We start from the raw sequence: 23,951 nt of genomic DNA, 5'->3' as shown, positions 1-23,951 counted from the left end.
CGTGGGGTGCGCGAGCAGCGCGGCGCCTGCGCGCGCGCCGTCCTCAGTATGCCTGCCGTCGGTCATGGCATGCCTGAGGCTGGATACGGGGTGCGGTACGTGTCGTTGTTCGCGGAGACCGTCACCGTCAGGACCGGGTCGCCTCCACCGGGCGGAGCGACGCAGACCGCGGTCTGGCCGACCGGCGGCATGTCGAACTCGGTGGTGCCGTCGCAGGTGTACGTCACCCGGGTGTAGCCGGACCCGGTCGGCCAGCTGGTCCAGGTGAACGTCCGGGTCGTCGGGTCGTAGCGCGCGCCGCCGATCGCCGAGCTCACCGCGACGCCCATCCGCTTGATGAAGGTCTCCGGCGAGCAGAGCTGCGAGCCGTCGGGATAGGTCTCGCAGATGCTCGTGATGCTGAGCGTGAGGCCCGTCCCGTAGTGCGCTCCGTTGCCCGCGTTGACCATGCCGCTGGTGCCGCCCAGCTGGCCGTTCTCGACCACGCCGTTGTCGCCGAGCAGCTGGTAGTTCACCACCGGGCTGCTGCCGCTGCCGTTCTGGTACGAGACCGACGCCTGGAAGTCCCACGTGTTCGACGAACTCGGCACCGGGCCGCTGATCGCGACGTCGCGCACCGATCCCGGGGCCAGGCGCTGGGTCGCCGAGATGACGGCGCTCGCGGTGCAGCCCTGCCCGTTGTAGGCGTAGACCACGAAATTGTAGCTCTGGTTGGGCTGCAGCCCGGTGAAGGTCGCGCTGCCGCCCTGGGTGTGGATGAACGACGACGACTCGGGGTCGACGTGCAGCACGGGCGCGCCGGACTCGACGCCGGTCACACTGCAGCCGGGCTGCGCGCCGCCCTGGAAGACGCCGGCGTAGTAGTCGGTGATCGCCTTTCCGTTGGCGCCGAACACGCTGGACCAGGTCAGGGTGGCGCTCGACCCGTTGGTGTTGTTGGGCGTCGCGACGGGCGCGACCCCGGTCAGCACGGGAGCGCCGGCCGGCACGCCGCTCCCCGACGTCTGGTTCCAGGTCGTCCTGCCCTGGTAGAAGTCGTTGCGGCTGGCGACCGTGAAGCCGATCGCGGCGCCGTTGGCGATGCCGGGGTCGGTGACGTTGAGCGCGTAGCTGCCGCTGTCGCCGGGAGAGACCTGCAGGGCGTTGGTGATGCCGCCCACGGTCACGAGGTAGGACGTGATGGGGCTGGCGCCCGGTGCGTTCGCCGGCCGGTTCCAGGTGATCCGGAGGCCGTTGTTCAGCGGCGTCGAGTTGAGGTTCGCCGGCGCGTTCGGCACCACGTCGGACCAGACCGGCTCGACGTAGTTCGTCGGGTCGGAGAGCCCGAGCGCGTTGCGGGCCTGCACGGACAGCACGACGGCGTTCGCCCGGCCGTTGCCCGGCGTGGTGATCGCGCACACCGTGGTCGTGCACTGCGTCGTGCCGAGGACCGCGCCCGTCGCCGCGCTCGTCATGGTCACCTGGAAGCCGGTGATCGGCGAGTTGTTGAAGGCGCCGGGCGTCCAGCTCAGCGTCAGGCTGCGGTCCCCGATCGCGCCGATCTGGACGTTCGAGACCGGCGCCGGCCGGTCCTGCACCGAGACGGTCACGGTCCCCCAGGTGTAGCGGTCCGGGTCGTTGGTCGCGTCGGCCACCTCGTACTGCAGCGTGGTGTCCTGCGGCGCCGCCGTGCTGGACACGGTGATCTGCAGCACCGAGTTGTCGGCGCTCGGCGTGATGGCGACGCCGTCCGGCAGCGCGCCGCCGAGCCCACGGACCGCGATCACGCGCAGCGGCTTGCCTGGGAACGGGTTGGTGGCGGCGTCGTTGGCCAGCACGTCCACCGTCGTCGTCTGCCCGCGCGGCGCGATGACGCGGTCCGGCTGCGGGCTGGCCAGCGGCCGGGTGGACGGCACGACGTTGAGGTCGATGCGCCCGGCCTGGCCGGCGTTGACGGCGTCCTTGACCCCGATCGAGATCGACGGCTGGCTGCCCTTCGGCACGCCCGCGCCCACCGAGATCGTCAGCTTCTGATCGGAGAGCGACAGCGAGACGCCGTCCGGCCGCGGGTTCTGGATCGAGTACTGGAGCTCGTTCTGGTCCTTGGCGTACGGGTAGCTGGTCAGCTTGGTCAGGTCGACCGTCTTCGACTGCCCCGGCTCGAAGTCGATGAGCGCGCCGGTGAACACCGGCGGCTGGTTCTCGCGCGGCGTCACGTCGATGGGCAGCACGATGGTAGCCACGTTCCCGTTCGGGTCGGTCGCGCTGTTGCCGTCCGTCACCTGGAAGGAGATGCTCGCCGGGCCGAAGTACCGGGCGGAGGACGTGTACTGCAGGGTGTCGGAGTTGACCACGAGGTCGTCGCCGTTGGCGTGCGACGCCCGCACGGTGGCGGCGTCGGTCAGCTTCACCTTGCGGCCGCCGACGGCCACGATGTAGTCGTTCAGGTGGATGGTGAGCGTCTTCTCGCTGACCACCGAGAGCTTCGGGGCGCCGCGCTTCAGCTGCGGCAGAGCGTCGTCGTAGCCCGGCACCCGCACGAACCCGTAGCCGGCGATCGACTCGTCCTCGGGGTTCGCGACCTTGAACGGAATGATCTGGCTCTTCGCCGTGATCGTGACGTGGACGCGCTTGCCCTCGGTCACCGTCGCGGTGCTGCCGTAGCCGGGGACGACCGAGAGCGTGAGCGTCGACACCGGGCCGTCGGCGAAGAACACGTTGGACAGCACGTTCACGTCCACCGTCTGCCGTCCGAGGATGTCGGAGAGGCCGAGTTGCGTGTCGCTCACGACCGGGCGCGCGGGCGGCGCGTTCTTGTCGACGGTGACCCGCAGGAACGCCTGGCTGGTACCGCCGTGGTCGTTCTGGATCGTGTAGAGGAAGCCGTAGGCGCCCTCCTGCTGCGGAGCCGTCACCACGACGATGTCGCCCTGGATCTTCGCCTTGGCCTTGCCGTCGAGCGAGGTCACGGCGGTCACGCTGAGCGGGCTGCCGTCCGGGTCGGAGTCGTTGGCGAGCACCTGGACGTTCAGGGTCTTGCCCGGCCGGGTCGTGACGTCGTCCTCGACGGCGACGGGGTTGCGTGCGCCCTCCACCCGCGGTGCGATGCCCACGCGCACGGTGCCGGTCGCCCGCGCGCCGAGCGCGTCGACGACGGCGTAGGTGAAGGTGTCGGTGCCCGCCGCGTACGCGCCGGCCTGGAAGTCCATCCAGTCCGGGCCGGAGGCGACCACGGCGCCCTTCTGCGGGTTGGTCTCCTGGCCGATGAACTGCACGGAGTCGCCGTCGGGGTCGATCCCGGAGAGCGGGATGGTGATCCGCACGGTGTCGCCGGCGAGCACCCGCGCCGTGACCGTCTTGGGCACGGGCGGGTTGTTCGTGGCGACGTCGCGCTCGCGGACCGCGATGTTCACCTCGGCGGTGGCCCATTGCCCGTCGGCGCCGTACACCCGGTACGCGGCGACGTAGTTGCCGGGCTTGGACGGCGCGAGGTAGCGCAGGTGGTCCCCCGTCGCGAACAGCAGGCCGGCGCCGGGCGGCAGCGGGGTAGCGAGCTTCGGGTCGAGCGTGAGCTTGTCGCCGTCCGGCTGGATGTCGTTGGCGAGCACCGGGATGTCGACGATGTCGTTCACCCGCACGGCGGCGGAGTCCGGCACGGCGATCGGCGGTTGGTGCACCGTCAACGGCGGGAGCTGGATCACCGTGACCGTGCCCTCGGTGTCCGCCAGGCCGTTGCTGAGCCGGTAGTGGAAGTCGATCGGGGCGGCCAGCGGCCGGGTCAGCGTGACCCGGAGCGTCCGCTGCTGCAGGGTCTGCACCTTGACCCCGGTCGAGAGGGCCGGGTCGGTCACCCCGGTCACCAGCAGCACGCCGCCGGACGGGTCGATGTCGGTCGAGAGCACGTCCACGTCCTGCGTGGACTGCTCGCGGATGAAGGCGGTGTGCGGCACCGCGATCGGGGCCGTCTTCGCCCCCGGCGGAGCCTTCACCTCGATCCTGACCAGCCCGGTCGTGGTGACGACGCCGTCGGTGACCGAGTACTCGATGTTGTGGGTCCCGGCCTGGTCGGACTGGAACCGGAACGTCCCGCCCTGGTAGTCGGGCGTGATCGTCGCGTCCGCCTTGGACGGCACGGTGCTCAGCCGCACCACGCCGTTGCCGCCGCGCACGTGGTCGAGCGGGCGGATCGTGGTCTCCTGGCTCTGATACGTGACCACCGCGAAGGGATCGGCGATGATCGGCACCTGCCCCGGCGGCTGGACCGTCACCGCGAGCTGCCCCGTCGACTCCGCGCGCCCGTCCGAGAGCACCAGCGTGACGTCCTTCAGGCCGCCGCCCTGGCCGTGGTCGGAGAAGGCGACCTGGCCCTGCGGCGTGAAGGTCACACTGTCCGGGGCGGGGACGGAGGCTCCGGCGAGGTAGAACGGGTCGCCGTCCGGGTCGTAGCACTCGCCCAGCGTGGAGGTGGTCACCCGGCCGCCCGCCTGCACCACGGCCTTCGCCGGGCGGACGCACACCGGAGGCGAGTTCTCGTCGGGCGTGCGGACCGTCACCGTGACGTGCGCCGTCGCCGTGCCGCCGCGGCCGTCGGAGATCGTGTAGTCGAACCCGATCGAGCCGCTGGCCGTCGGCGGCAGCGTGATCTGCAGCAGCTGGTCGGAGTTGGTCAGCTCGATCGTGCCCTGATCCGCGGGGATGGCCGTGAACGAGTCGATCGTGAGGACGTCGCCGTTGGGGTCGTAGTCGTTCAGCAGCACCGGCAGCGGGGTGACGCGGCCCGGTCGCGCTCCGAAGTGGTCGTCCACCGCGACGGGCGGCTCCTCCTGCTTCGCGTACTGCGGGGTGGTGTCCTGCTTGGACTGGTCGACCAGCTCCTGCGTCGTCTTCTTGGCGACCAGCTCGTCCCAGTTGTCGATTCGCGTGTTCCCGCTCTGCACGGCCCACGAGACGCCGGACCTGGCGTCGTTGAGGACCACCCGGTCGCGGTTGACCCGGAACGACAGCACCGCGCCGGCCGGCACCTGGCTGAGCGTGCTGCGGGTGCCGGAGGACGGCGTCGAGCAGGTGCGCCAGGCCGCGCCGGAGTTCCAGGCCGTGTAGACGCAGCCGCCGAGGGCGACCGGCGCGGCGGGGGCGCCGGTCACCGTGCCGAGCACCCGCTTGGGCGCCGTCCCGTCGAGCGGGACCTGCACCAGTCCGCTCGCGGTCGAGATCCAGACCGCGCTGCCGTCGGCGGACGGCTGCTGGATGACCGCGTCGGAGTCCTCGCCGAGCGCCGCGGCCAGGTCGATCGACCGGCCGGAGACCCAGAGCGTCTTCTGGTCCGGGTCGAAGAGCACCCATTGGCCGCCCGCCGAGGTGAGCTGGACGTGCGCGCCGTCGCCGCGCGCCGGCACCTTCTCCGTGCTGCTCGCCGGCTGGTCGCCGCCGAGATCGACCCGGATCAGGCTGCGGTTGGCCGGCTGGTAGGCGAACAGCACGCCGGACGGGTCCATCGCGCCGACGGCGCGGCCGCCGAGGTCGATCGTCGGCGCCGAGCCGGAGTTGAACTGGTCGAGCTGCCGCACCGACGTCAGCCAGAGCTGCCCGGTGGTCTGCGACAGCATCGCGACGTGGTCGCCGGAGACCGCGACCTGCGGCGACCGCGGCGGCAGCGCCACCGACTTGCCCGCCTGGGCCGTCGCCGGGTCCACGACGGCCACGGTGTTGGCCTCCTTGTCGAGGAGCAGCACGTTCTGGCCGTCCTGGACGACGTCGAGCGCCTCGCCCGTGCCGGCGACGATCGAGTTCAGCGAGTCGATCTGCGTGTTCGCCCGGCCCAGCGCCTTCTTCGCGTCGCTGGCCACCCAGACCGCCGCGTCGTTGAGCTGCAGGTGCTGGGCGCTGTAGCCGCCCGACACCACCGCGAGCGTGGCGACGACCGCCGCCACGACGGTGCCGCTGAGCGTCGTCGCCGCGATCGACTTGTGCGCGAGGAGCCAGCTGCGGATCACGGCGAGCCGGTCCTCTGCACGCACTTCTGCCCGCTCGGCGCTCCGGTCTTGCCGTCCCGGTTGACCGTCACCGTGACGCACACCGTCTGGCCGGGCTTGGCGTCCACCCGGAACTCGGTCGCGCGCTGGCTGCTGGGCGGCTGGTCGTCGACCGTCACCTGGTAGGTGTCGGTGCTCTCCAGCCCCGGGTCGCTCCAGGTGAAGACGATGGTCCCCTCGCTGACCCGTCCGCTCAGGTCGCGCACCGTCGGGATGTCGGTGGAGGCGCCGGCACGGACGAGCACCACGCCGGCGGTCACGGCCAGCACGACGACCAACGTGGCGCAGGCCACCAGTGCGGCGATGAGCGCGCGCGACACCCGCGCGGGCGCGGCGGCCTGGTCGGTGGGCGAGCTGGCTCCGCTCTCGCGGACGATCGTGCGGGTGGGGGCCCGCGTGGCCGCCACGGTCGCGGGGGCGGCGCGACGGCGGCGGCGCCGTGCCGCGCCGGGGTCGACGGCGATGACGCCCTTGACCCGGGTGCGTTCCTCCGGGTCGTCCGCCGTGGCCAGCGCCCAGTCGTCCATCGCGACCTCGATGGGGGTCTGCGGCAGCCCGAGCTCGGCCTCCACCGACTGCAGCTCGCGGATGAACTCGAGCACAGTGCGCTGGCGCGCGGACGGCTTGCGGGACATCGAGCGCAGCAGGATTTGCTCGAGCCGCGGCGGGACGTCGGGGCGGCCGATCGGCTGCGGGCGGCCCTTGGTGATGCGCTGGATGAGCTCGGCGGAGGTGTTCTCCTTGCCGGGCTGCTCGAACGGCGACCGGCCGGCGAGCAGCGAGTAGATGGTCGCGCCGAGCGACCAGACCTCGCTGGCGATGGTGCCGCTGGTCTCGTCGAGGAGGACCTCCGGCGCCGACCACGGGATGGAGAGGCCGATCGCCTCGGTGACGTCGGCCTCGCTCAGGGTCGCCGCGATGCCGAAGTCGCTGAGCACCGGGTGGCCGTACGCGGTGGTGAGGATGTTGGACGGCTTGATGTCGCGGTGCAGGACGCCGGCGCGGTGCGCCGTCTCGACGGCGCTCGCGATCCGCACGCCGATGCTCAGCACCTCGGGGACCGGCAGCGGCTCGGTGCGGTAGCGGTGGCCGATCGCCGACGAGCACAGCTCCATCACCAGGTAGGGCCGGCCGTCGGCCGAGACGCTCGCCTGGTACACCGTGAGGATCGAGGGGTGCGTGCTGAGCTGGGCCATCAGATTGGCCTCGGCCTGGAACATCTGCTTGACCTGGCTGGTCACGACCTCCGCCAGCATGACCTTCACCGCGACCTGCCTGCGCGGCATGTTCTGCTCGTAGAGGAACACGTCGGCGAAGCCGCCCGAACCGAGCACCCTGACGTACGAGAAGCCAGGGAGGTTCGGCGGCTGTGAAGGCAAGCGCCGAGCCAAGCAGCTCCTCCCGTCATCGGCCGTTCGCGTTCGCGGGGGCGAAAGCGTCTGTCAATTGTAGGCAGGCCCCGCAGCGCCCCAGGGGGCCGGAACCCGCACTGGGGACAACTCGAACACCCCCAACTCGGGGGGCAACGACGGCGGGCGCACCCTCCTGTGCAGGAGGTCCGCGTCAGTGCCGGCGAGCGGCCCGGCGGGGGAAGCCCTCGCGATGCGAGCCGCTCTCCGGAGTGGCCAGCACGTCGACGACGACGACGGTCACATTGTCGCGGCCGCCGTTGCCGAGCGCGGCGTCCATCAGCTGCTGCGCCGCGTCCAGCGGGGACGAGCCCTCGCCGAGGTAGTAGCGGATGCCGTGCTCGGTGAGCTCTTTGGTGAGGCCGTCGGAGCAGACCAGCAGCCGGGAGCCCGCCACGATCGGGAACAGGAAGTAGTCGGGCACCGGGTCCTCGTTGAACCCGACCGCGCGCGTGATGACGTTGCTGTGCGGGTGGACCTCCGCCTCCTCCGGCGTGATCGCGCCGGCGTCGAGCAGCTCCTGCACGATCGAGTGGTCCACCGTCAGCTGCTCCAGGGTGCCGTCCCGGAAGCTGTAGACGCGCGAGTCGCCGATGTTGAACACCAGCCAGTACGGCGCGCCGTCGGCGAGCGTGAGCGCGATGCCGGTCACCGTCGTTCCGGTGCCGAGGTCGGTCTGGCCGACGCCGCGGCCCATGTCCCCCACCGCGTCGCGCAGCGCCTCGGTGAGCGACGCCTCCGTGACGAAGTCGGCGCGCACCTTCTCGGCGAGCCGGGTCACGACCGCGGTGCTGGCGAAGTCGCCCGCGGTGTGGCCGCCCATGCCGTCGGCGACGGCGAAGATGGGCGAGCGCGCCAGCAGGCTGTCCTCGTTGACGCTGCGCCGGTAGCCGGTGTCCGACAGCGCCGCCCAGGAGAGGCTGATGCGCGCGTCTGCGCCGCCCGGCACGACCACGGTGTGGCGCCGGTTGGTGCGACCGATCTGGGTCACTCGCGTCCTTCTTCTCGACGGTCCGCTTCCGGCTGCGGCAGCGGGTGCTCCGCGGCGCCGCCGACCGGGAGGGCGGTGATCTCGATGATATTACCGTCGCCGATCTCCACAACCGTGCCCGGCAGGACCACCGACGACTCCCCGGGCCGCAGTCGCTCCGCGGCCCTGCCCGGGCGTGTCAGACGCGTGCCGTTCGTGGAGCGCAGGTCGGTGACGACCACGGCGTCCCCCGAACGCTCGATGCGCAGGTGCGTGGAGGAGACCTCCTGCTCGGGCGACTGCACCGCGACGAGCCGCGGCGTGACGCCGGACTCGACGCGCTGGAGCGCGGGCCGGCGGCCGATGACGATCGGGACGTCGAGCTCCATCATGTCCCCCGGCACGACCCGGACGCCGAAGCGCGGCGCCGCGGCGGGGATCTCGTCCGTCTCCGGCGCCGACGCGGCCCCGGCCGGTCGCCGCCCCAGGCCGCCTCCGGGCGTGTCGCCCAGGTCAGGGCGCTCGGTGGCGACGCCGGGCTCCTCGATGTCGATCGCGCCGGGGAGCTCGTGCGCGACCGGGACGGGCTGCACGACGGGCGCCGCCTCCGGCGACTCGGCGAGCCCGGCCAGGGCGGAGGCGGAGGCGTCGGCCTCGGGCCGGGAGAACAGGCTGGAGCTGCGGTTGCGCTCGCGGATGATCGTCTCGTCGAGGTCGGTCTGCGCGTCCTCCGCCGCGGGCGGCGCCGGCTCCTGCGTGCGGTCGACCCGCTCCACCGGCGTGCTCGACCAGCTCAGCAGCTCGCCGTCCACCACGCCCAGCCCGATGGGCAGCGAGCCGATCGCGATCCGGGCCACGGACGCCGTCGGCAGGTCGTCGCCGCCGATGGCGAGGCCGGTGACGTTGCGGAACTCGGCCAGCACCCAGGGCTGGACGCCGCCCGACCCGAAGCGGCGCGAGCCGCCGACGGAGTAGACGTCGAGGGCGGCCGATCCGCGCACCACCGCGGTGACGACCACCTCGCCCGCCGCGTTCGGCTCGCCGAGCTCGGCGACCGCGAACGACCGGACGCTGTCCGGGCCGGCCAGCGGGAACGCGCCGACCACCGACTCGATCGTGGCGAGGTCGGAGTCCGCCAGCCACCAGACCGCGTCGACGATGCTGTCCGCCACCGTGCTCTCGACGCAGGCGACGAACCGGCGGCCGGCGATCAGCAGCCAGCGCGAGGGCCCGGCGGTCGGGGCGTAGCGGGTGAAGCCGGGAGTCACCTCGGGGTCCTCCTGGTCGGCGACGGACCGGGGCTGCTCCCCGATGCAGGACGTATGCGGTCGTATCGATGTTAGACCAGGCGGAACGGCGTCCCGGCGCAGCGCACGGCGTCCTCACCCGGCTCGACCACCGTGCCGACGAGCACCGAGGGGTCCGTGGACACCATCGCGCGCCCCGCCTCGTTGACGAGCACGACCGGGCGCCCGGCGGCGAGCATCGCCGGGAGCAGCTCCCGCTCCAGGCGCTTGACATAGACGTCGACGCCGACCACGCCGATCATCCGGTCGTCCCGCTCGACGGGCGAGGTGACCGTGACGATGTAGTCGCACGCGCACAGGTGGTCCACGTACGGGCCGGTGATGTGGGTGCGGTGCGTGGTCTGCGGGATGCTGTACCACTCCAGCGAGCGGAAGTCGCGCAGGTAGTCGGAGTACGACCGCGAGGCCAGATCCAGCCTGCTGGGCTCGGTGGTCGAGCCGAACACCGGGTTCTCCTCCAGCGGTCCGAGCCACCAGGAGAAGTGCAGGTCGTCGCCACCGGTGAACTCCGGCGCCGCGATGAAGCCGGCGCCGACGAGCAGCGGGTCGTCCTCGCGCAGCAGCGGGATCACCAGGGCGCCCACGGTCGCGTCGACCGCCGCGGCCGAGACGGGGGCGTCGCCGTCCTCATCGCCGAGGATGGTGTCGCGCCAGCCGGCCAGCGCGTCCTGGATGCGGGCGAACAGCGCGCTCACCCGTTCTGCGGCGGCCTCGACGCCCGCCGCGGTGTCCGTGCCGACGCTGTCAGCCATCGATCGTCCCTCCGGTCTCGATCCGCGCCTTCGCCGACAGCAGCCAGCGCGCGACGCCCGTGAGCAGGGCGCTGACCTCGGCGCGCGCCGCGCCCGCGTCGCCGGCGGCGACCGCGGCCGCGATCACGCCGGCGGAGGTCGCGGCCCCCGCGCGCAGCGCGGCGTCGCGCATGCCGAGCCAGAGCAGCGGCCCGAACTCCGCCTGCAGGCGGATCTGCTCCCGCACCAGCCGGGTGGACTGGCTGAGCACGGCGAGCTCCAGCAGGAACCCGCCCGCGTTCCGCCGCGCCGCGGCCGGCCCGGTGAAGTCGGCGGCCGCCAGCCACGCCGCCAGCCTGGCGTCGTCGGCCGGGGTGGAGCGCTCGGCCGCGCGATCCGCGCAGCCGGCCGCGATCGCCGTCACGTAGACCGCGAGGTCGCTCAGCTCCACCTGCGAGAAGCCGCGGAGCCGGGTGGCGAGCAGCGCCTCGTCGCCGTCGCCCGGGTGCACGACGAAGGAGCCGCCGTCGCGGCCGCGCCTGGTCTCGACCAGCCCGGCCTCGCGCAGCATCCCGAGGCCCTCGCGCGCGGTCACCAGCGCGACCCCGAACCGGCGGGCGAGCTCGGCCTCGCTGGGCAGCCGCTCCCCCGGCGTCAGCACGCCGAGGACGATCGCGTCGGCGAGGCGCCTGGCCACCTGCTCGGCGCGGCCCGTGTCGGAGAGCTGCGCGAAGACGGCGTCCCTGGCCCCTGGCGCCGACCGGGTCGTTCCGGCAGCATCGCGCGTGGAGGTGGTCACGCCTCCACGATAACCCCACCCAATCATTCGGTATAGGATGAATTGCAGACGGACGTCACGCGACCGTCCGAGCGAAGGAGCGAGCATGGCCGACGGCATCCTCTCCGGCCTGCGCGTCGCCGACTTCTCCCGGGTGCTGGCCGGTCCGTACGCGACGATGATGCTCGCCGACTTCGGCGCCGACGTCGTGAAGATCGAGAGCCCGGCGGGCGACGACACCCGGTCCTGGCGGCCGCCGGTGGACGAGGCGGGCGAGTCCACGTACTTCGCGTCGGTCAACCGGAACAAGCGCTCCGTGGTCTGCGACCTCGGCACACCGGACGGCCTCGCCGCCGCCAGGCGCCTCGCCGAGACGGCCGACGTGCTGGTGGAGAACTTCCGCCCGGGGGTGATGGAGCGCTTCGGCCTGGACGAGGACTCCCTGCGCTCGGCGAACCCCGGTCTCGTCTACTGCTCGATCACCGGGTTCGGCCGCGCCGAGGGCGCCGCGCTGCCCGGCTACGACCTGCTCGTCCAGGCCGTCGGCGGCCTCATGAGCATCACCGGAGCGCCGGACGGCGAGCCCAGCAAGGTGGGCGTCGCCCTGGTGGACGTGCTGACCGGCCAGAACGCGCTGTCCGGGATCCTGCTCGCCCTCCGCGAGCGCGACCGCACCGGGCTCGGCTCGCGCGTCGACGTCGACCTCCTCGGCTCCCTGCTCGCCGCCCTCACCAACCAGGCGTCGAGCACCCTCGCCACCGGGCGCTCCCCCGGCCGGCTCGGCAACGCGCACCCGAGCATCGCGCCGTACGAGCTGTTCCGCGCCGCCCACCGCGAGCTCGTGGTCGCCGTCGGCAACGACCGGCAGTTCGCCGCGTTCGCGACCGTGCTGGGCGTGCCCGGCCTCGCCGCCGACCCGCGGTTCGCCACCAACGAGGAACGGGTGCGCCACCGCGCCGAGCTGCGCGCCGCCCTGGAGCCCGCGCTCGCCGCGCGCCCCGCTGCCGGATGGGTCGCCGCGTTCACGGAGGCGCGCGTGCCGGCCGGACTCGTCAACAGCGTCGGCGAGGCGTTCGCGTTCGCGGCCTCCCTCGGCCTCGATCCGGTCACGACGACCGTCGACCAGGAGACCGGGCGCGTCTCCCGGCAGCCGGCCACGCCGATCCGGCTGCGCGCGGCGCCCGCCGTCCACCGCACCCCGCCGCCGCCGCTCGGCGCGCACGACCCCCACTGGCTGGACGTGCCCGCGTCCACGGAAAGGACCACGCCATGACCACGCAGACCGCCACCGCCGCGGCCGCCCTCGACGAGGCGTTCAGCCTCGACCACCTGCTCGGCCAGGAGGAGCTGCGCTGGCGCGACTCCGCCCGCCGATTCGCCCGCGAGCGCATCGCGCCCGTCATCGAGCAGGACTTCGAGGACAAGCACTTCCGCCGCGAGTTCGTCGCGGAGCTCGGAGCGCTCGGCTTCCTCGGCATGCATCTGAAGGACCCCGGCTGCGCGGGCGCCGGCGCGGTCGCCTACGGCCTGGTCTGCCACGAGCTGGAGGCCGCGGACAGCGGCTGGCGCACCTTCGTCTCGGTGCAGGGCTCGCTAGCAATGAGCGCGATCTCGAAGTTCGGCTCCGACGAGCAGAAGGCCGAGTGGCTCCCGCCGATGGCCCGCGGCGAGCGCATCGGCTGCTTCGCGCTCACCGAGCCGCAGGGCGGCAGCGACCCGGCCGCGATGACCACGACCGCCCGGCGGGACGGCGATGACTGGGTGATCGAGGGCGCCAAGCGCTGGATCGGCCTGGCGGCGCTCGCCGATGTGGCGGTGGTGTGGGCGGCGACCGAGGACGGTGTGCGCGGCTTCGTCGTCCCGACCGGCACGCCCGGCTTCACCGCGACGGCCATCGACGGCAAGCTGTCCATGCGCGCGTCGGTGCAGTGCGACATCGTCCTGGACGGCGTGCGGCTGCCGGCGTCGGCGATGCTCCCGGGGGCGCGCGGGCTGTCCGGGCCGTTCTCCTGCCTGAACGAGGCGCGGTACGGGATCGTCTGGGGCGCGATGGGCGCCGCGCGCTCCTGTCTGGAGGTCTCGATCGAGCGGGCGACGTCCCGCGAGGTGTTCGGCCGGCCCATCGGCGCGACCCAGCTGATCCAGCAGAAGCTCGCCGACATGCTGGTCGAGTACGAGAAGGGGATGCTGCTCGCCCTGCACCTCGGCCGGCTCAAGGAGGCGGGGAGGCTCACCCCGACGCAGATCAGCGTCGGCAAGCTCAACAGTGTGCGGGAGGCGCTGGCCATCGCACGCGAGGCCCGCACCATCCTGGGCGGCGACGGGATCACGAACGCGTTCCCGGTGATGCGGCACATGGCGAACCTGGAGTCGGTGCGGACCTACGAGGGGACGGACGAGATCCACACCCTCGTGCTCGGGCGTGCGCTCACCGGGCTGGCGGCCTTCTGATGGGCGACGTCACGACCACCGTGTCGGTCGACGCCGCGGCCGCGGCCGCCGCCTCTGCCGCGCTGCTCCCCCGGACGCGCGAGGAGCGCGCGGGCTGGCTCGACGCGCTCGCCGACGCCCTCGACGCCGACCGGGCCGCCCTGGTCGCGCTCGCCGCCGAGGAGACCCACCTCTCGGAGGCGCGCCTGGACGGCGAGGTCACCCGCACGGCCGCCCAGCTCCGCTTCTTCGCGGGCGTGGCGCGCGAGGGCGGCTACCTGGAGGCGACGCTCGACTCCCCCGACGCCTCGCTCATCCCGCCGCGCCCCGACCTCCGGCGGATGCTGCGGCCGATCGGCCCGGTGGCCGTGTACACGTCCTCGAACTTCCCGTTCGCGTTCTCCGTGCTCGGCAACGACACGGCGTCGGCGCTCGCCGCGGGCTGCCCGGTGATCGTCAAGGCGCACCCGGGCCATCCGCGGCTCTCCCGCTACACCGCCGAGCTCGCGCAGAGCGTGCTGCCCGCGGGCTGGTTCGCCCTCGTGGAGGGGATGGACGAGGGCGTCGCGCTCGTGCAGCACCCCGCCGTGCGCGCGGCCGGGTTCACCGGATCCGAGCGCGGCGGCCGAGCGCTGTTCGACCTCGCGGCCTCGCGGCCCGACCCCATCCCGTTCTACGGGGAGCTGGGCAGCGTCAACCCCGTCGTCGTCACCCGCGCCGCCGCTCGCGAGCGCGCGGCCGAGATCGGCGCGGGCCTCGTGGGCTCCTTCACGCGCGACGCGGGCCAGTACTGCACCAAGCCGGGACTGGTGCTCGTGCCGTCCGGCGAGGGCGTCGCCGACGCGGTGACCGCCGCGCTCGGCTCGGCCCCGGCATCCCGGCAGCTCACCGACGGGATGAGCGCGGCCTACGCCTCGGCCGTCCAGGCCTTCGGCGCGGACGACGCCGCGACGGTGCTGCTCGGCCGGGACGAGCCGGGCACGTCGACGCCCGCGGTCGTCCTCGTGGACGCCGCGGCGCTCCTCGCCGAGCCGGAGGCGTTCCTGGAGGAGCACTTCGGGCCGGTCACCGTGCTGGTGTCGTACCGCGACGACGAGCTCCCGGAGCTGATCGCGGCACTGCGCCCGTCCCTCACCGCGACGATCCACCGTGCCGCGGGCGAGGACGTCTCGGGACTCGCGGCCGCGCTGACCCCGATCGCCGGGCGCCTGCTCTTCGACGGCTGGCCGACCGGCGTCGCGATCGGCTGGGCGCAGCACCACGGCGGTGCGTGGCCCGCGACGACCGCGAGCGTCCACACCTCGGTCGGGGCCACGGCGATCCGCCGCTGGCTCACCCCGATCGCCTACCAGGACGCCCCGCAGGACGTCCTCCCGCCCGAGCTCCGCGACGGCAACCCGCTGGCCATCCCGCGCAGAGAGTCCTGACCAACGCAGCCATCGCTTCCTCACTTTCTCCCGCTCGCCAACGGCGTGTCGCGGTAGGAAGTGAGGAAGCGATGGTCTGCGAGCGGGGTTACTCGGTGGCGGGGGCCGGCTCCGCGGAGGCGGCCGGGGCTGTCGTGCCGTTCCGGCGCGCCCGCAGCAGCTCGGCCACGCGGATGGCGTCGCCCGCCGGGGCGTCCGACGCCCGGTCCGGCCGCGCCAGGAACAGGTACAGCAGCCCGGCTCCCGCGACGATCCCGAGCCCGATCAGCACGATCCAGTCGTTGAACCAGTTGCCCGTGCTCGTCGGCCAGGCGAGCAGGATCATCGCGAAGATGCCGTACGCCAGCGCCAGGATGTTGACGACCAGCCCGGCGCGGCCCAGCGAGAACGGCCCGGCGGGACGCCAGCCCTTCAGCCGCTGCCGCAGCGACGCGAGCACCACGGACTGGAACGCCACGTAGATGCCGAGCACCGCGAACGCGGTCACCTGGGTGATCAGCCCGTCCGGGCCGAGGTAGACGATCAGGCTGATCAGCACCGGGATGCTGCACGCCACGATCAGCGCGTTCACCGGCACCTTCGTGCGCGGCGACACCCGCGACAGCCAGCGGTGCGCCGGGATCATCCCGTCGCGTGCGAACGAGAACAGCAGCCGGCTCGCGGCCGCCTGCAGGCTGAGCACGCAGGACAGGAACGCGGTGACCGCGACCACGAGGAAGATCTTGGCGCCGACGTCGCCGAGGGCGGACTGCAGGATCTCCGGGATCGGGTCGACGTCTTTGCCCGCGACGATCTTCGCCAGGTCGGGCGCGGCCAGGATGTAGCCGCCGAACGCGAACAGCGCGGAGACGCCACCGACCAGGATCGTCATCATCATGGCGACCGGGATGCGCCGGGCCGGGTTCGCGACCTCCTCGGCGACGTCGCCGCACGCCTCGAAGCCGTAGAAGAGGAACAGCCCGGCGAGCGCGGCGCCGAGGAACGCGAACAGGTAGGAGCCGTGGCCCTGCACGCCCATCGTGTCGAAGAACACCGAGAACGGGTGCTTGCGCTGGAAGATCAGCAGGTAGAGGCCGACGGCGATGACGCCGATCAGCTCCGCCGACAGTCCGATACGCGCGACGGTCGCCAGCGTCTTCGTGCCGGTGAAGTTCAGCGCGAGCGCCACCACCAGCAGCAGCACGGTCAGCCCGAAGGTGACCTCCTTGGTGGCGGGGAGGCCGAACAGGCTCGCGAGGAAGCCGCTGCCGTACGACGCCACCGCGGTGATGGTGACGATCATCGCCCAGATGTAGACCCAGGCCGCCATCCACGCGTACCGCCGGCCCCACAGCCGCCGCGCCCACGGGTAGATGCCGCCGTGGATCGGGTACTGCGAGACGACCTCGCCGAAGACGAGCGAGACCAGGAACTGGCCGGCTCCGACGATGAGGATCCACCAGATGGAGGGCGGTCCCCCTGTCGCCATCGCGACCGCGAACAGCGAGTACACGCCGACGAGCGGCGAGAGGTACGTGAAGCCGAGAGCGAAGTTGGCCCACAGAGTCATGGACCGGTTGAAGGAGTCCTCGTACCCGAGGACGGCGAGGTGCTCGCCGTCCTCCAGATGGGCCGAGGACGAGGGTTCTGCAGACATCGAATGCCTTCCGGATCAGTCGCACACGACGATGTGTGTGCAGGCAGCGTAACCGAGGCCCGGCCCGCATACCTCTAGGAACGGATGTTTAGGGCCGGACGGCGTGTCGCGTAGTGTTGCCCGCGATGACCTCCGACCGGCCCGCGCCGCGGCTCAGCGCCGCGCTCGTCGCCGTCGCCCTCGTCGTCGCCGTGGTCGGGAGCCTGGGCGCCCCGCTGATCACCTCCGTCGCGACCACCCTGCGGGTGCCGCTCGCGGCCGCTCAGTGGACGCTCACCGTCACGCTCTTCGCCGGCGCGATCGCCGGGCCGCTGCTCGGCAGGCTCGGCGCCGGTCCGCTTCGCCGGGTCACGCTGCTCGGCTCGCTCGCCGTCGTCGTGCTGGGCGGGGTCCTCACGGCGCTCCCGCTGCCGGGCGGCGCCGGCGCGGCGTTCGGGGTGCTCGTCGCCGGACGCGGGCTCCAGGGGCTCGGCCTCGGCGCCGTCGCGCTGCTGATGAGCGTCGCCCGGACCGAGCTGCCGGAGGCGCGCTCGGCGAGCACCATCGCGGCGCTGTCGGTGGCGTCCACCGTCGGCATCGGCGTCGGCTATCCGCTGGTCGGACTCATCGACCAGCTCGCGGGCCTCCGCGCGGCGTACGCGTTCGGACTGGTCCTCTCGGTCGCCTCCCTCGTGGTCGCATGGCGGAGCATCCCGCGCGACGCCCCCGGTCCGACGCCGCGGCTCGACATCGCGGGGGCCGTGCTGCTCGGCCTCGGGACGCTGGGCGTGCTGCTGGTCGTGGCGGAGCCCGCGGTCTGGACTCCGCCGATCGTCGGCGCGGCCATCCTCGCCCTCTCCGCGCTCGTGCTCGCCGCGTGGGCGGTCGTCGAGTTGCGCGTCCCTGCGCCGCTGGCCGACCTCCGGCTGCTCGGGAGGCCGGCCGTGCTCCGGGCGAACTCCGCGATGCTCGTCTCCGGCGTCGGGATGTATCTGATCTTCAGCCTGCTCACCCGCTTCCTGCAGACCCCGGCCGGCTCCGGCTACGGGTTCGCGCTTCCCGGCGTCGCGGCAGGAGCCGCGCTCATCCCGTTCTCGGCCCTGGGGTTCGTCGCGGGACGTGTCGCCCCGCGGATGGTCCCGCGCACCGGCGCGCGCGGCGTCTTCGCGCTCTCCGCCGCCGCGGTCGCCGCGGCCGCCGTGCTGCTGGCGGTCGGCACCGGCTCGCTCGCCGCGGTGCTGCTGGCCATGACCGTCCTCGGCTTCGGCGTCGGCGGCGTCTCGGCGGTGATGCCGCGGCTCGTCCTGGAAGGCGTCCCCGCCGCCGAGACGGCGAGCGTGCTCTCGATCAACCAGATCGTCCGCAGCGTCGGCTTCAGCATCGGCAGCGCGCTGGCCGGCCTGCTGCTCGCGGCGGCGACGCCCGCCGGGGCGCTGGTGCCCCCGGCGGGCGGCTATGTCGTCGCGTCGCTCTGGGTGCTGCCGCTGCTCGCGGTCGGCACCCTCATCGTCGCGGTCAGGCGCTGACGCTCACTCCCCGATGTACGACATGACGTGCTTGATGCGCGTGTAGTCCTCGAAGCCGTACATCGACAGGTCCTTGCCGTAGCCGGAGTGCTTGAAGCCGCCGTGCGGCATCTCGGCCACGATCGGGATGTGGGTGTTGATCCACACGCAGCCGAAGTCGAGGCCCTTGGCGAAGCGCATCGCCCGGCCGTGGTCCTTCGTCCACACCGACGACGCGAGGCCGTAGCGCACGCCGTTCGCCCAGCGCAGCGCCTCGGCCTCGTCGGTGAACTTCTGAACGGTCTGCACCGGCCCGAAGATCTCGTTCTGCACCGCGTCGTCGTCCTGGCGCAGCCCCGAGACGATCGTGGCCTCCCAGAAGTAGCCGCGGTCGCCCTGACGGCGACCGCCGAGCTCGATGTTCGCGTGGTCGGGCAGCCGGTCCACGAAGCCGCTCACCTGGGCGAGCTGGTTGGCGTTGTTCAGCGGGCCGTAGAGGATGCCGTCCTCGCGCGGCGCTCCGGTGCGGGCGTTGGCGCGGGCGTACTGGGCGAGTGCCGCGACGAACTCGTCGTGGACGCCCTCCTGCACCAGCAGCCGCGTCGCCGCGGTGCAGTCCTGACCGGCGTTGAAGTAGCCGGCGGCGACGATGCCCTCGACCGCCTTCTCGATGTCGGCGTCGTCGAACACGATCACCGGGGCCTTGCCGCCGAGCTCCAGGTGCACGCGCTTGAGGTCGTAGGAGGCCGCACGGGCGACCTCCATGCCCGCGCGCACCGAGCCGGTGATCGACACCAGCTGCGGCGTCGGGTGGTCGATCATCGCCGCACCGGTGCTGCGGTCGCCGAGCACGACATTGAGCACGCCGGCGGGCAGGAACTCGCTGGCGACCTCCGCAAGCAGCAGCGTGGAGAGCGGCGTGGTGTCGGACGGCTTGAGCACGGTGGTGTTGCCCGCGGCGAGGGCGGGGGCGAACTTCCACACCGCCATGTTGAGCGGGTAGTTCCACGGCGTCACCTGGCCGACGACGCCGATCGGCTCGCGGCGGATGATCGAGGTGTGGTCCGTCATGTACTCGCCCGCCGAGCGGCCCTCCAGGTTGCGGGCGGCGCCGGCGAAGAAGCGGATCTGGTCGACCGACAGCAGGATCTCGTCCTCCACCAGCGTGCCGCGCGGCTTGCCGGTGTCCTGCGACTCGGCGTCGGCGAACTCCTCGGCGCGCGCCTCCATCGCGTCGGCGATGCGGAACAGCGCGAGCTGGCGCTCGCCGGGGGTGGTGTTCCCCCAGACCTCGAAGGCGGCCTCGGCCGCCCGGTAGGCGTCGGCGACGTCCTCGGCGGTGGAGACGGGAGCGGTGGCGTACACGTCCTCGGTCGCCGGGTCGATCAGGGAGATGCTGTCGCTCCCGCGCGCGGCGGTGCGCGCTCCGGCGACGAAGTTGTGCAGTTCGGGTGCTGTTGTCGTGCTCATCGGTGAACTCATGCCGGGGAGTCTACTGATTTCGTCAGTGAATCGGGCAGGAATGTGCGGATTCGCTTGCTAGACCGCCTCGCCACTGACAGAATCGCTCCATGAGTACCCCTCGGGCAACGAACGGCACGAAGGCTGCGGTCATCGACGACGTCTCCAAGGCGATCATCGAGCAGTTGCAGGTGGACGGCCGGAAGTCCTACGCGGAGATCGGCAAAGCCGTCGGTCTCAGCGAGGCGGCCGTGCGTCAGCGCGTGCAGAAGCTGACCGAGTCGGGTGTGATGCAGATCGTGGCCGTGACCGACCCGATGCAGCTGGGCTTCTACCGCCAGGCGATGATCGGCGTGCGCGTCTCCGGCGACACGCTGGTGATCGCGGACAAGCTGGCGGCGATGCCCGCGGTGGACTACGTGGTCCTCACCGCGGGCACGTACGACATCCTCGCGGAGGTCGTGTGCGAGAACGACCTCGACCTCATCACGATGCTCAACTCCGAGATCCGGACGCTCGAGGGAGTGCTCTCCACCGAGACGTTCGTGTACCTCAAACTCCACAAACAGTTCTACAACTGGGGAACGCGATAACCATGACGACAACCGTTGAAACGTTCGGCGAGCCCATCACACCCGATGAGGCAGACCTGCAGGCGAAGGCACGCGACCATCTCTGGATGCACTTCGCACGCCAGTCGGTGATGGAGGAGGGCCACGGCGTCCCCATCATCACCCGCGGCGAGGGCCACCACATCTGGGACGACCACGGCAAGCGCTACATCGACGGGCTCTCCGGGTTGTTCGTCGTGAACGCCGGCCACGGTCGCAAGCGTCTCGCCGAGGTGGCCGCGAAGCAGGCGGAGCAGCTCGCCTTCTTCCCGATCTGGTCCTACGCCCACCCGAACGCGATCGAGCTCGCGGACCGCCTCGCGCACTACGCGCCGGGCGACCTCAACCGCGTCTTCTTCTCGACCGGCGGCGGCGAAGCCGTCGAGACCGCGTTCAAGCTGGCCAAGTACTACTGGAAGCTGCAGGGCCGCCCGACCAAGCACAAGGTGCTCTCCCGCGCCGTCGCCTACCACGGCACCCCGCAGGGCGCGCTGGCGATCACCGGCATCCCGGCCATGAAGGAGATGTTCGAGCCGCTGACCCCCGGCGGGTTCCGCGTCCCGAACACCAACTTCTACCGCGCCGGCGAGATGGGCGCGCCGACCGACGACGTCGAGGCCTTCGGCGTCTGGGCGGCGAACCGCATCGAGGAGATGATCCAGTTCGAGGGTCCGGAGACCGTCGCCGCGATCTTCCTCGAGCCGGTGCAGAACTCCGGCGGCTGCTTCCCGCCGCCTCCCGGCTACTTCCAGCGGGTGCGCGAGATCTGCGACAAGTACGACGTGCTCATGGTCAGCGACGAGGTCATCTGCGCCTTCGGCCGCATCGGCCACATGTTCGCCTGCGACCAGTACGGCTACGTGCCGGACATGATCACCTGCGCCAAGGGCATGACCTCCGGGTACTCCCCCATCGGCGCGACGATCATCAGCGACAGGGTCTACGAGCCCTTCAAGCACGGCAACACGTCGTTCTACCACGGCTACACGTTCGGCGGGCACCCGGTGTCCTCCGCCGTGGCTCTGGCCAACCTCGACATCTTCGAGGAGGAGCGTCTCAACGAGCGCGTCCGGGAGAACTCGCCGCTGTTCCGCGCGGAGCTCGAGAAGCTGCTCGACCTCCCGATCGTGGGCGACGTCCGCGGCGACGGCTACTTCTTCGGCATCGAGCTGGTGAAGGACAAGGCCACCAAGGAGACGTTCAACGACGACGAGTCGGAGCGCCTGCTGCGCGGCTTCCTCTCCAAGGCGCTGTTCGACGCCGGCCTGTACTGCCGCGCCGACGACCGGGGCGACCCCGTCGTCCAGCTCGCCCCGCCGCTCACCATCGGCCCGGACGAGTTCGTGGAGATCCGGCAGATCCTGGAGTCGGTGCTCACCGAGGCGACCAACCACCTGTAAACCGCACCACCGGAACGAGCCCGCGCACCGCACCACTCAGGCGGGGCGCGGGCTCGTCGGCGTATCCGGCGTGCTTTCGAAGGAGTGACGTGGACTACCGCAGTGTCGGTTACTGGTTCGATTCGATCGCGGAGGCCGAGGACGGCTTCCGGCCCCGCCCCGCACTGGCCGGGGACGAGACCGTCGACGTGGCGATCGTCGGCGCCGGGCTCACCGGCCTCTGGACCGCCTACTACCTGCAGGAGCTCGACCCCGGGCTGAGGATCCTGCTGCTGGAGCGGGAGGTCGCCGGCTTCGGCGCCTCCGGCCGCAACGGCGGCTGGTGCTCCGCGCTGTTCCCGTGGTCGGCCTCCGCTCTCGCCGCGCGGTACGGCCGGGACGCGGCCGTCGCGCAGCGCCAGGCGATGGTCGACACCGTCGACGAGGTCGGCCGCGTCGCCGCCGCGGAGGGCATCGACTGCGACTACGTCCGCGGCGGGACGGTCACCTTCGCCCGCGACCGGGTGCAGCTGGCGGCCGCGCAGGCGGAGTTCGCGGAATCCGAGGAGTTCGGCGTCGACCGGGTGTCGCTCGCCGGGACCGAGACCGTGCGCGCCCGGTACGGCGTGCCCGACGCCGTCGCCGCCACGCTCACGCCCGCCTGCGCGCGGGTGCACCCGGCCAAGCTGGTGCGCGGGCTGGCCCGCGCGGTCGAGCGCCGCGGCGCGACCATCGCAGAGGGCACCGAGGTGCTCGGCTGGCAGGACGGCGTGGTCCGGGTGCGGACCGGCGGCGTCGAGCGCACGGTCAGCGCGGGCACGGTGGTGAACGCGACGGAGGGCTACGGCTCGCAGCTCCCCCAGGTCGGCCGCCGCATCCTGCCGCTGTACTCGCTGATGATCGCGACCGAGCCGCTCTCCGACGCGGTGTGGGACCGCATCGGCATCGAGCACGGCCAGACCTTCGCCGACTTCCGCCACCTGATCGTCTACGGCCAGCGCACGGCCGACAACCGGATCGCGTTCGGCGGCCGCGGCGCCCGCTACCACCTCGGCAGCGCCATCCACACGTCCTACGACCGGTCGCCGCGGGTGCGCGACCACCTCGTCCGCACGCTCGGGGAGCTGTTCCCCGCGGTCGCGGGCGTCCGCATCACGCACCACTGGGGCGGCCCGCTGGGCGTCCCGCGCGACTGGCACGCGGCGGTCGGTCTCGACCGCGACGCGCGCGAGGCCTGGGCCGGCGGCTACGTGGGCGACGGCCTCAGTACCACGAATCTCGCCGGGCGTACGCTGGCCGACCTGATCGCGCACCGCAGCACCGGGCTCACGGCGCTGCCGTGGGTCGGGCACCGCTCGCCGCGCTGGGAGCCGGAGCCGCTGCGGTTCCTCGGGGCCAACGCGGGGCTCGTCGCGATGGAGGGCGCGGACCTGGAGGAGCGCGCCACGGGGCGCCGCTCGGTCATCGCGCGCGCGATGGCCCCCCTGACCGGCCACTGACCGCCGAGGCGCGGCGTCAGGCGTCCTCGAACCGCAGGTGCCTGACGCTGCGCCCGTTCCGGCGCACCAGCCGCAGCGACTCCACGCCGATCCGGATGTGCCGCTCGACGAACTGCGCCGTCACGCTGCGGTCGCTCTCGGCGGTCTTGACGCCCTCCGGGATCATCGGCTGGTCGGACACCAGCAGCAGCGCCCCGCTCGGGATGTGGTTGGCGAACCCGGCCGCGAACACCGTCGCGGTCTCCATGTCCACCGCCATGCAACGGGTCTGCCGCAGGTACGTCTTGAACGTGTCGTCGTGCTCCCAGACCCGCCGGTTGGTGGTGTAGACCGTCCCCGTCCAGTAGTCGTAACCGAAGTCGCGGATCGTCGTGGAGACACCGCGCTGGAGCTGGAAGGCGGGGAGCGCGGGGACCTCCGGCGGCAGGTAGTCGTTGGACGTGCCCTCGCCGCGGATTGCCGCGATCGGCAGCACCAGGTCGCCGAGCTGGTTCTTCTTCTTCACGCCGCCGCACTTGCCGAGGAAGAGCGCCGCCTTCGGGCTGACCGCGCTGAGCAGGTCCATGATCGTGGCGGCGTTCGGGCTGCCCATGCCGAAGTTGATCATGGTGATGCCGTCGGCCGTCGCGTTCGGCATCGACTTGTCGGTGCCGCGCACCTCGGCGCCGTACCACTCCGCGAACCGGTAGACGTAGTCGCCGAAGTTGGTGAGCAGGATGTGATCGCCGAACTCCTCCAGCGGCGTCCCGGTGTAGCGGGGCAGCCAGTCCCGGACGATCTCCTGCTTCTCCTTCATCGCTCCCCCTCCCGCGCGCCGG

At 72.3% G+C, this 23,951-nt stretch carries 16 protein-coding genes; 7 read left to right on the top strand and 9 right to left on the bottom strand.

The features are described 5' to 3' along the window. Positions 1–62: 62 nt before the first annotated feature. The 6 genes from HNR13_RS11520 to HNR13_RS11495 all read right to left on the bottom strand — a co-directional run bounded on the left by HNR13_RS11520 (position 63) and on the right by HNR13_RS11495 (position 11,227). Positions 63–5,996 (bottom strand): Ig-like domain-containing protein, encoded by a 5,934-nt coding sequence (locus HNR13_RS11520; RefSeq protein WP_179605883.1) that lies wholly within the window; start codon positions 5,994–5,996, stop codon positions 63–65. Beyond that, positions 5,969–7,390, bottom strand: coding sequence for a serine/threonine-protein kinase (locus HNR13_RS11515; protein ID WP_246312749.1), 1,422 nt, complete (start codon positions 7,388–7,390; stop codon positions 5,969–5,971). The genes HNR13_RS11520 and HNR13_RS11515 overlap by 28 nt, the downstream gene beginning before the upstream one ends. A gap of 184 nt (positions 7,391–7,574) precedes the next feature. Further along, on the bottom strand, positions 7,575–8,411 hold the full coding sequence (locus HNR13_RS11510; protein ID WP_179605881.1) for a protein phosphatase 2C domain-containing protein: 837 nt from the start codon (positions 8,409–8,411) through the stop codon (positions 7,575–7,577). Then, complete coding sequence (locus tag HNR13_RS11505) at positions 8,408–9,658, bottom strand: FHA domain-containing protein (protein ID WP_179605880.1); 1,251 nt, start codon at positions 9,656–9,658, stop codon at positions 8,408–8,410. The genes HNR13_RS11510 and HNR13_RS11505 overlap by 4 nt, the downstream gene beginning before the upstream one ends. Positions 9,659–9,729: 71 nt before the next feature. Beyond that, positions 9,730–10,449, bottom strand: coding sequence for a cache domain-containing protein (locus HNR13_RS11500; RefSeq protein WP_179605879.1), 720 nt, complete (start codon positions 10,447–10,449; stop codon positions 9,730–9,732). Beyond that, positions 10,442–11,227 (bottom strand): GntR family transcriptional regulator, encoded by a 786-nt coding sequence (locus HNR13_RS11495; protein WP_179605878.1) that lies wholly within the window; start codon positions 11,225–11,227, stop codon positions 10,442–10,444. Before HNR13_RS11495 ends, HNR13_RS11500 begins: the two co-directional genes overlap by 8 nt. Positions 11,228–11,312: 85 nt before the next feature. Here HNR13_RS11495 and HNR13_RS11490 point away from each other — a divergent pair, with 85 nt between their 5' ends. The 3 genes from HNR13_RS11490 to HNR13_RS11480 are packed head-to-tail and all read left to right on the top strand — an operon-like array spanning position 11,313 to position 15,063. Then, positions 11,313–12,479 (top strand): CaiB/BaiF CoA transferase family protein, encoded by a 1,167-nt coding sequence (locus HNR13_RS11490; RefSeq protein WP_179605877.1) that lies wholly within the window; start codon positions 11,313–11,315, stop codon positions 12,477–12,479. Beyond that, positions 12,476–13,657, top strand: coding sequence for an acyl-CoA dehydrogenase family protein (locus tag HNR13_RS11485; protein ID WP_179605876.1), 1,182 nt, complete (start codon positions 12,476–12,478; stop codon positions 13,655–13,657). Before HNR13_RS11490 ends, HNR13_RS11485 begins: the two co-directional genes overlap by 4 nt. Further along, on the top strand, positions 13,657–15,063 hold the full coding sequence (locus HNR13_RS11480; RefSeq protein ID WP_179605875.1) for an aldehyde dehydrogenase family protein: 1,407 nt from the start codon (positions 13,657–13,659) through the stop codon (positions 15,061–15,063). Before HNR13_RS11485 ends, HNR13_RS11480 begins: the two co-directional genes overlap by 1 nt. 88 nt (positions 15,064–15,151) lie before the next feature. Here the strand turns inward: HNR13_RS11480 and HNR13_RS11475 are convergent, their stop codons facing one another. Then, on the bottom strand, positions 15,152–16,699 hold the full coding sequence (locus HNR13_RS11475; protein WP_179605874.1) for an APC family permease: 1,548 nt from the start codon (positions 16,697–16,699) through the stop codon (positions 15,152–15,154). 125 nt (positions 16,700–16,824) lie between these two features. On the opposite strand from HNR13_RS11475, the gene HNR13_RS11470 reads away from it, so the two are divergent. Then, the gene (locus HNR13_RS11470; RefSeq protein WP_179605873.1) at positions 16,825–18,204 is read left to right on the top strand and encodes an MFS transporter; all 1,380 of its coding nucleotides are present in this window, start codon (positions 16,825–16,827) and stop codon (positions 18,202–18,204) included. A gap of 3 nt (positions 18,205–18,207) precedes the next feature. On the opposite strand, the gene HNR13_RS11465 is transcribed toward HNR13_RS11470, so the two are convergent. Beyond that, on the bottom strand, positions 18,208–19,665 hold the full coding sequence (locus HNR13_RS11465) for a gamma-aminobutyraldehyde dehydrogenase (protein WP_382312953.1): 1,458 nt from the start codon (positions 19,663–19,665) through the stop codon (positions 18,208–18,210). An 89-nt stretch (positions 19,666–19,754) separates the two neighbouring features. Here HNR13_RS11465 and HNR13_RS11460 point away from each other — a divergent pair, with 89 nt between their 5' ends. The 3 genes from HNR13_RS11460 to HNR13_RS11450 all read left to right on the top strand — a co-directional run bounded on the left by HNR13_RS11460 (position 19,755) and on the right by HNR13_RS11450 (position 23,133). Next, positions 19,755–20,237, top strand: a complete 483-nt coding sequence (locus HNR13_RS11460; RefSeq protein ID WP_179605872.1) for an Lrp/AsnC family transcriptional regulator — start codon at positions 19,755–19,757, stop codon at positions 20,235–20,237. A gap of 2 nt (positions 20,238–20,239) precedes the next feature. Then, positions 20,240–21,655, top strand: a complete 1,416-nt coding sequence (locus HNR13_RS11455) for an aspartate aminotransferase family protein (RefSeq protein ID WP_179605871.1) — start codon at positions 20,240–20,242, stop codon at positions 21,653–21,655. 89 nt (positions 21,656–21,744) lie between these two features. Then, complete coding sequence (locus tag HNR13_RS11450; protein WP_179605870.1) at positions 21,745–23,133, top strand: FAD-dependent oxidoreductase; 1,389 nt, start codon at positions 21,745–21,747, stop codon at positions 23,131–23,133. Positions 23,134–23,149: 16 nt separating this feature from the next. Here the strand turns inward: HNR13_RS11450 and HNR13_RS11445 are convergent, their stop codons facing one another. Then, entirely contained in the window at positions 23,150–23,929 is a 780-nt protein-coding gene (locus HNR13_RS11445) for an AMP nucleosidase (RefSeq protein WP_179605869.1), read from the bottom strand. Positions 23,930–23,951 lie beyond the last annotated feature (22 nt).

It is taken from the genome of Leifsonia shinshuensis (assembly GCF_013410375.1).
GTDB lineage: Bacteria > Actinomycetota > Actinomycetes > Actinomycetales > Microbacteriaceae > Leifsonia > Leifsonia shinshuensis.
Note: the sequence above shows the minus strand (reverse complement) of the source record. Positions and strands in the feature narration are given on the sequence as shown.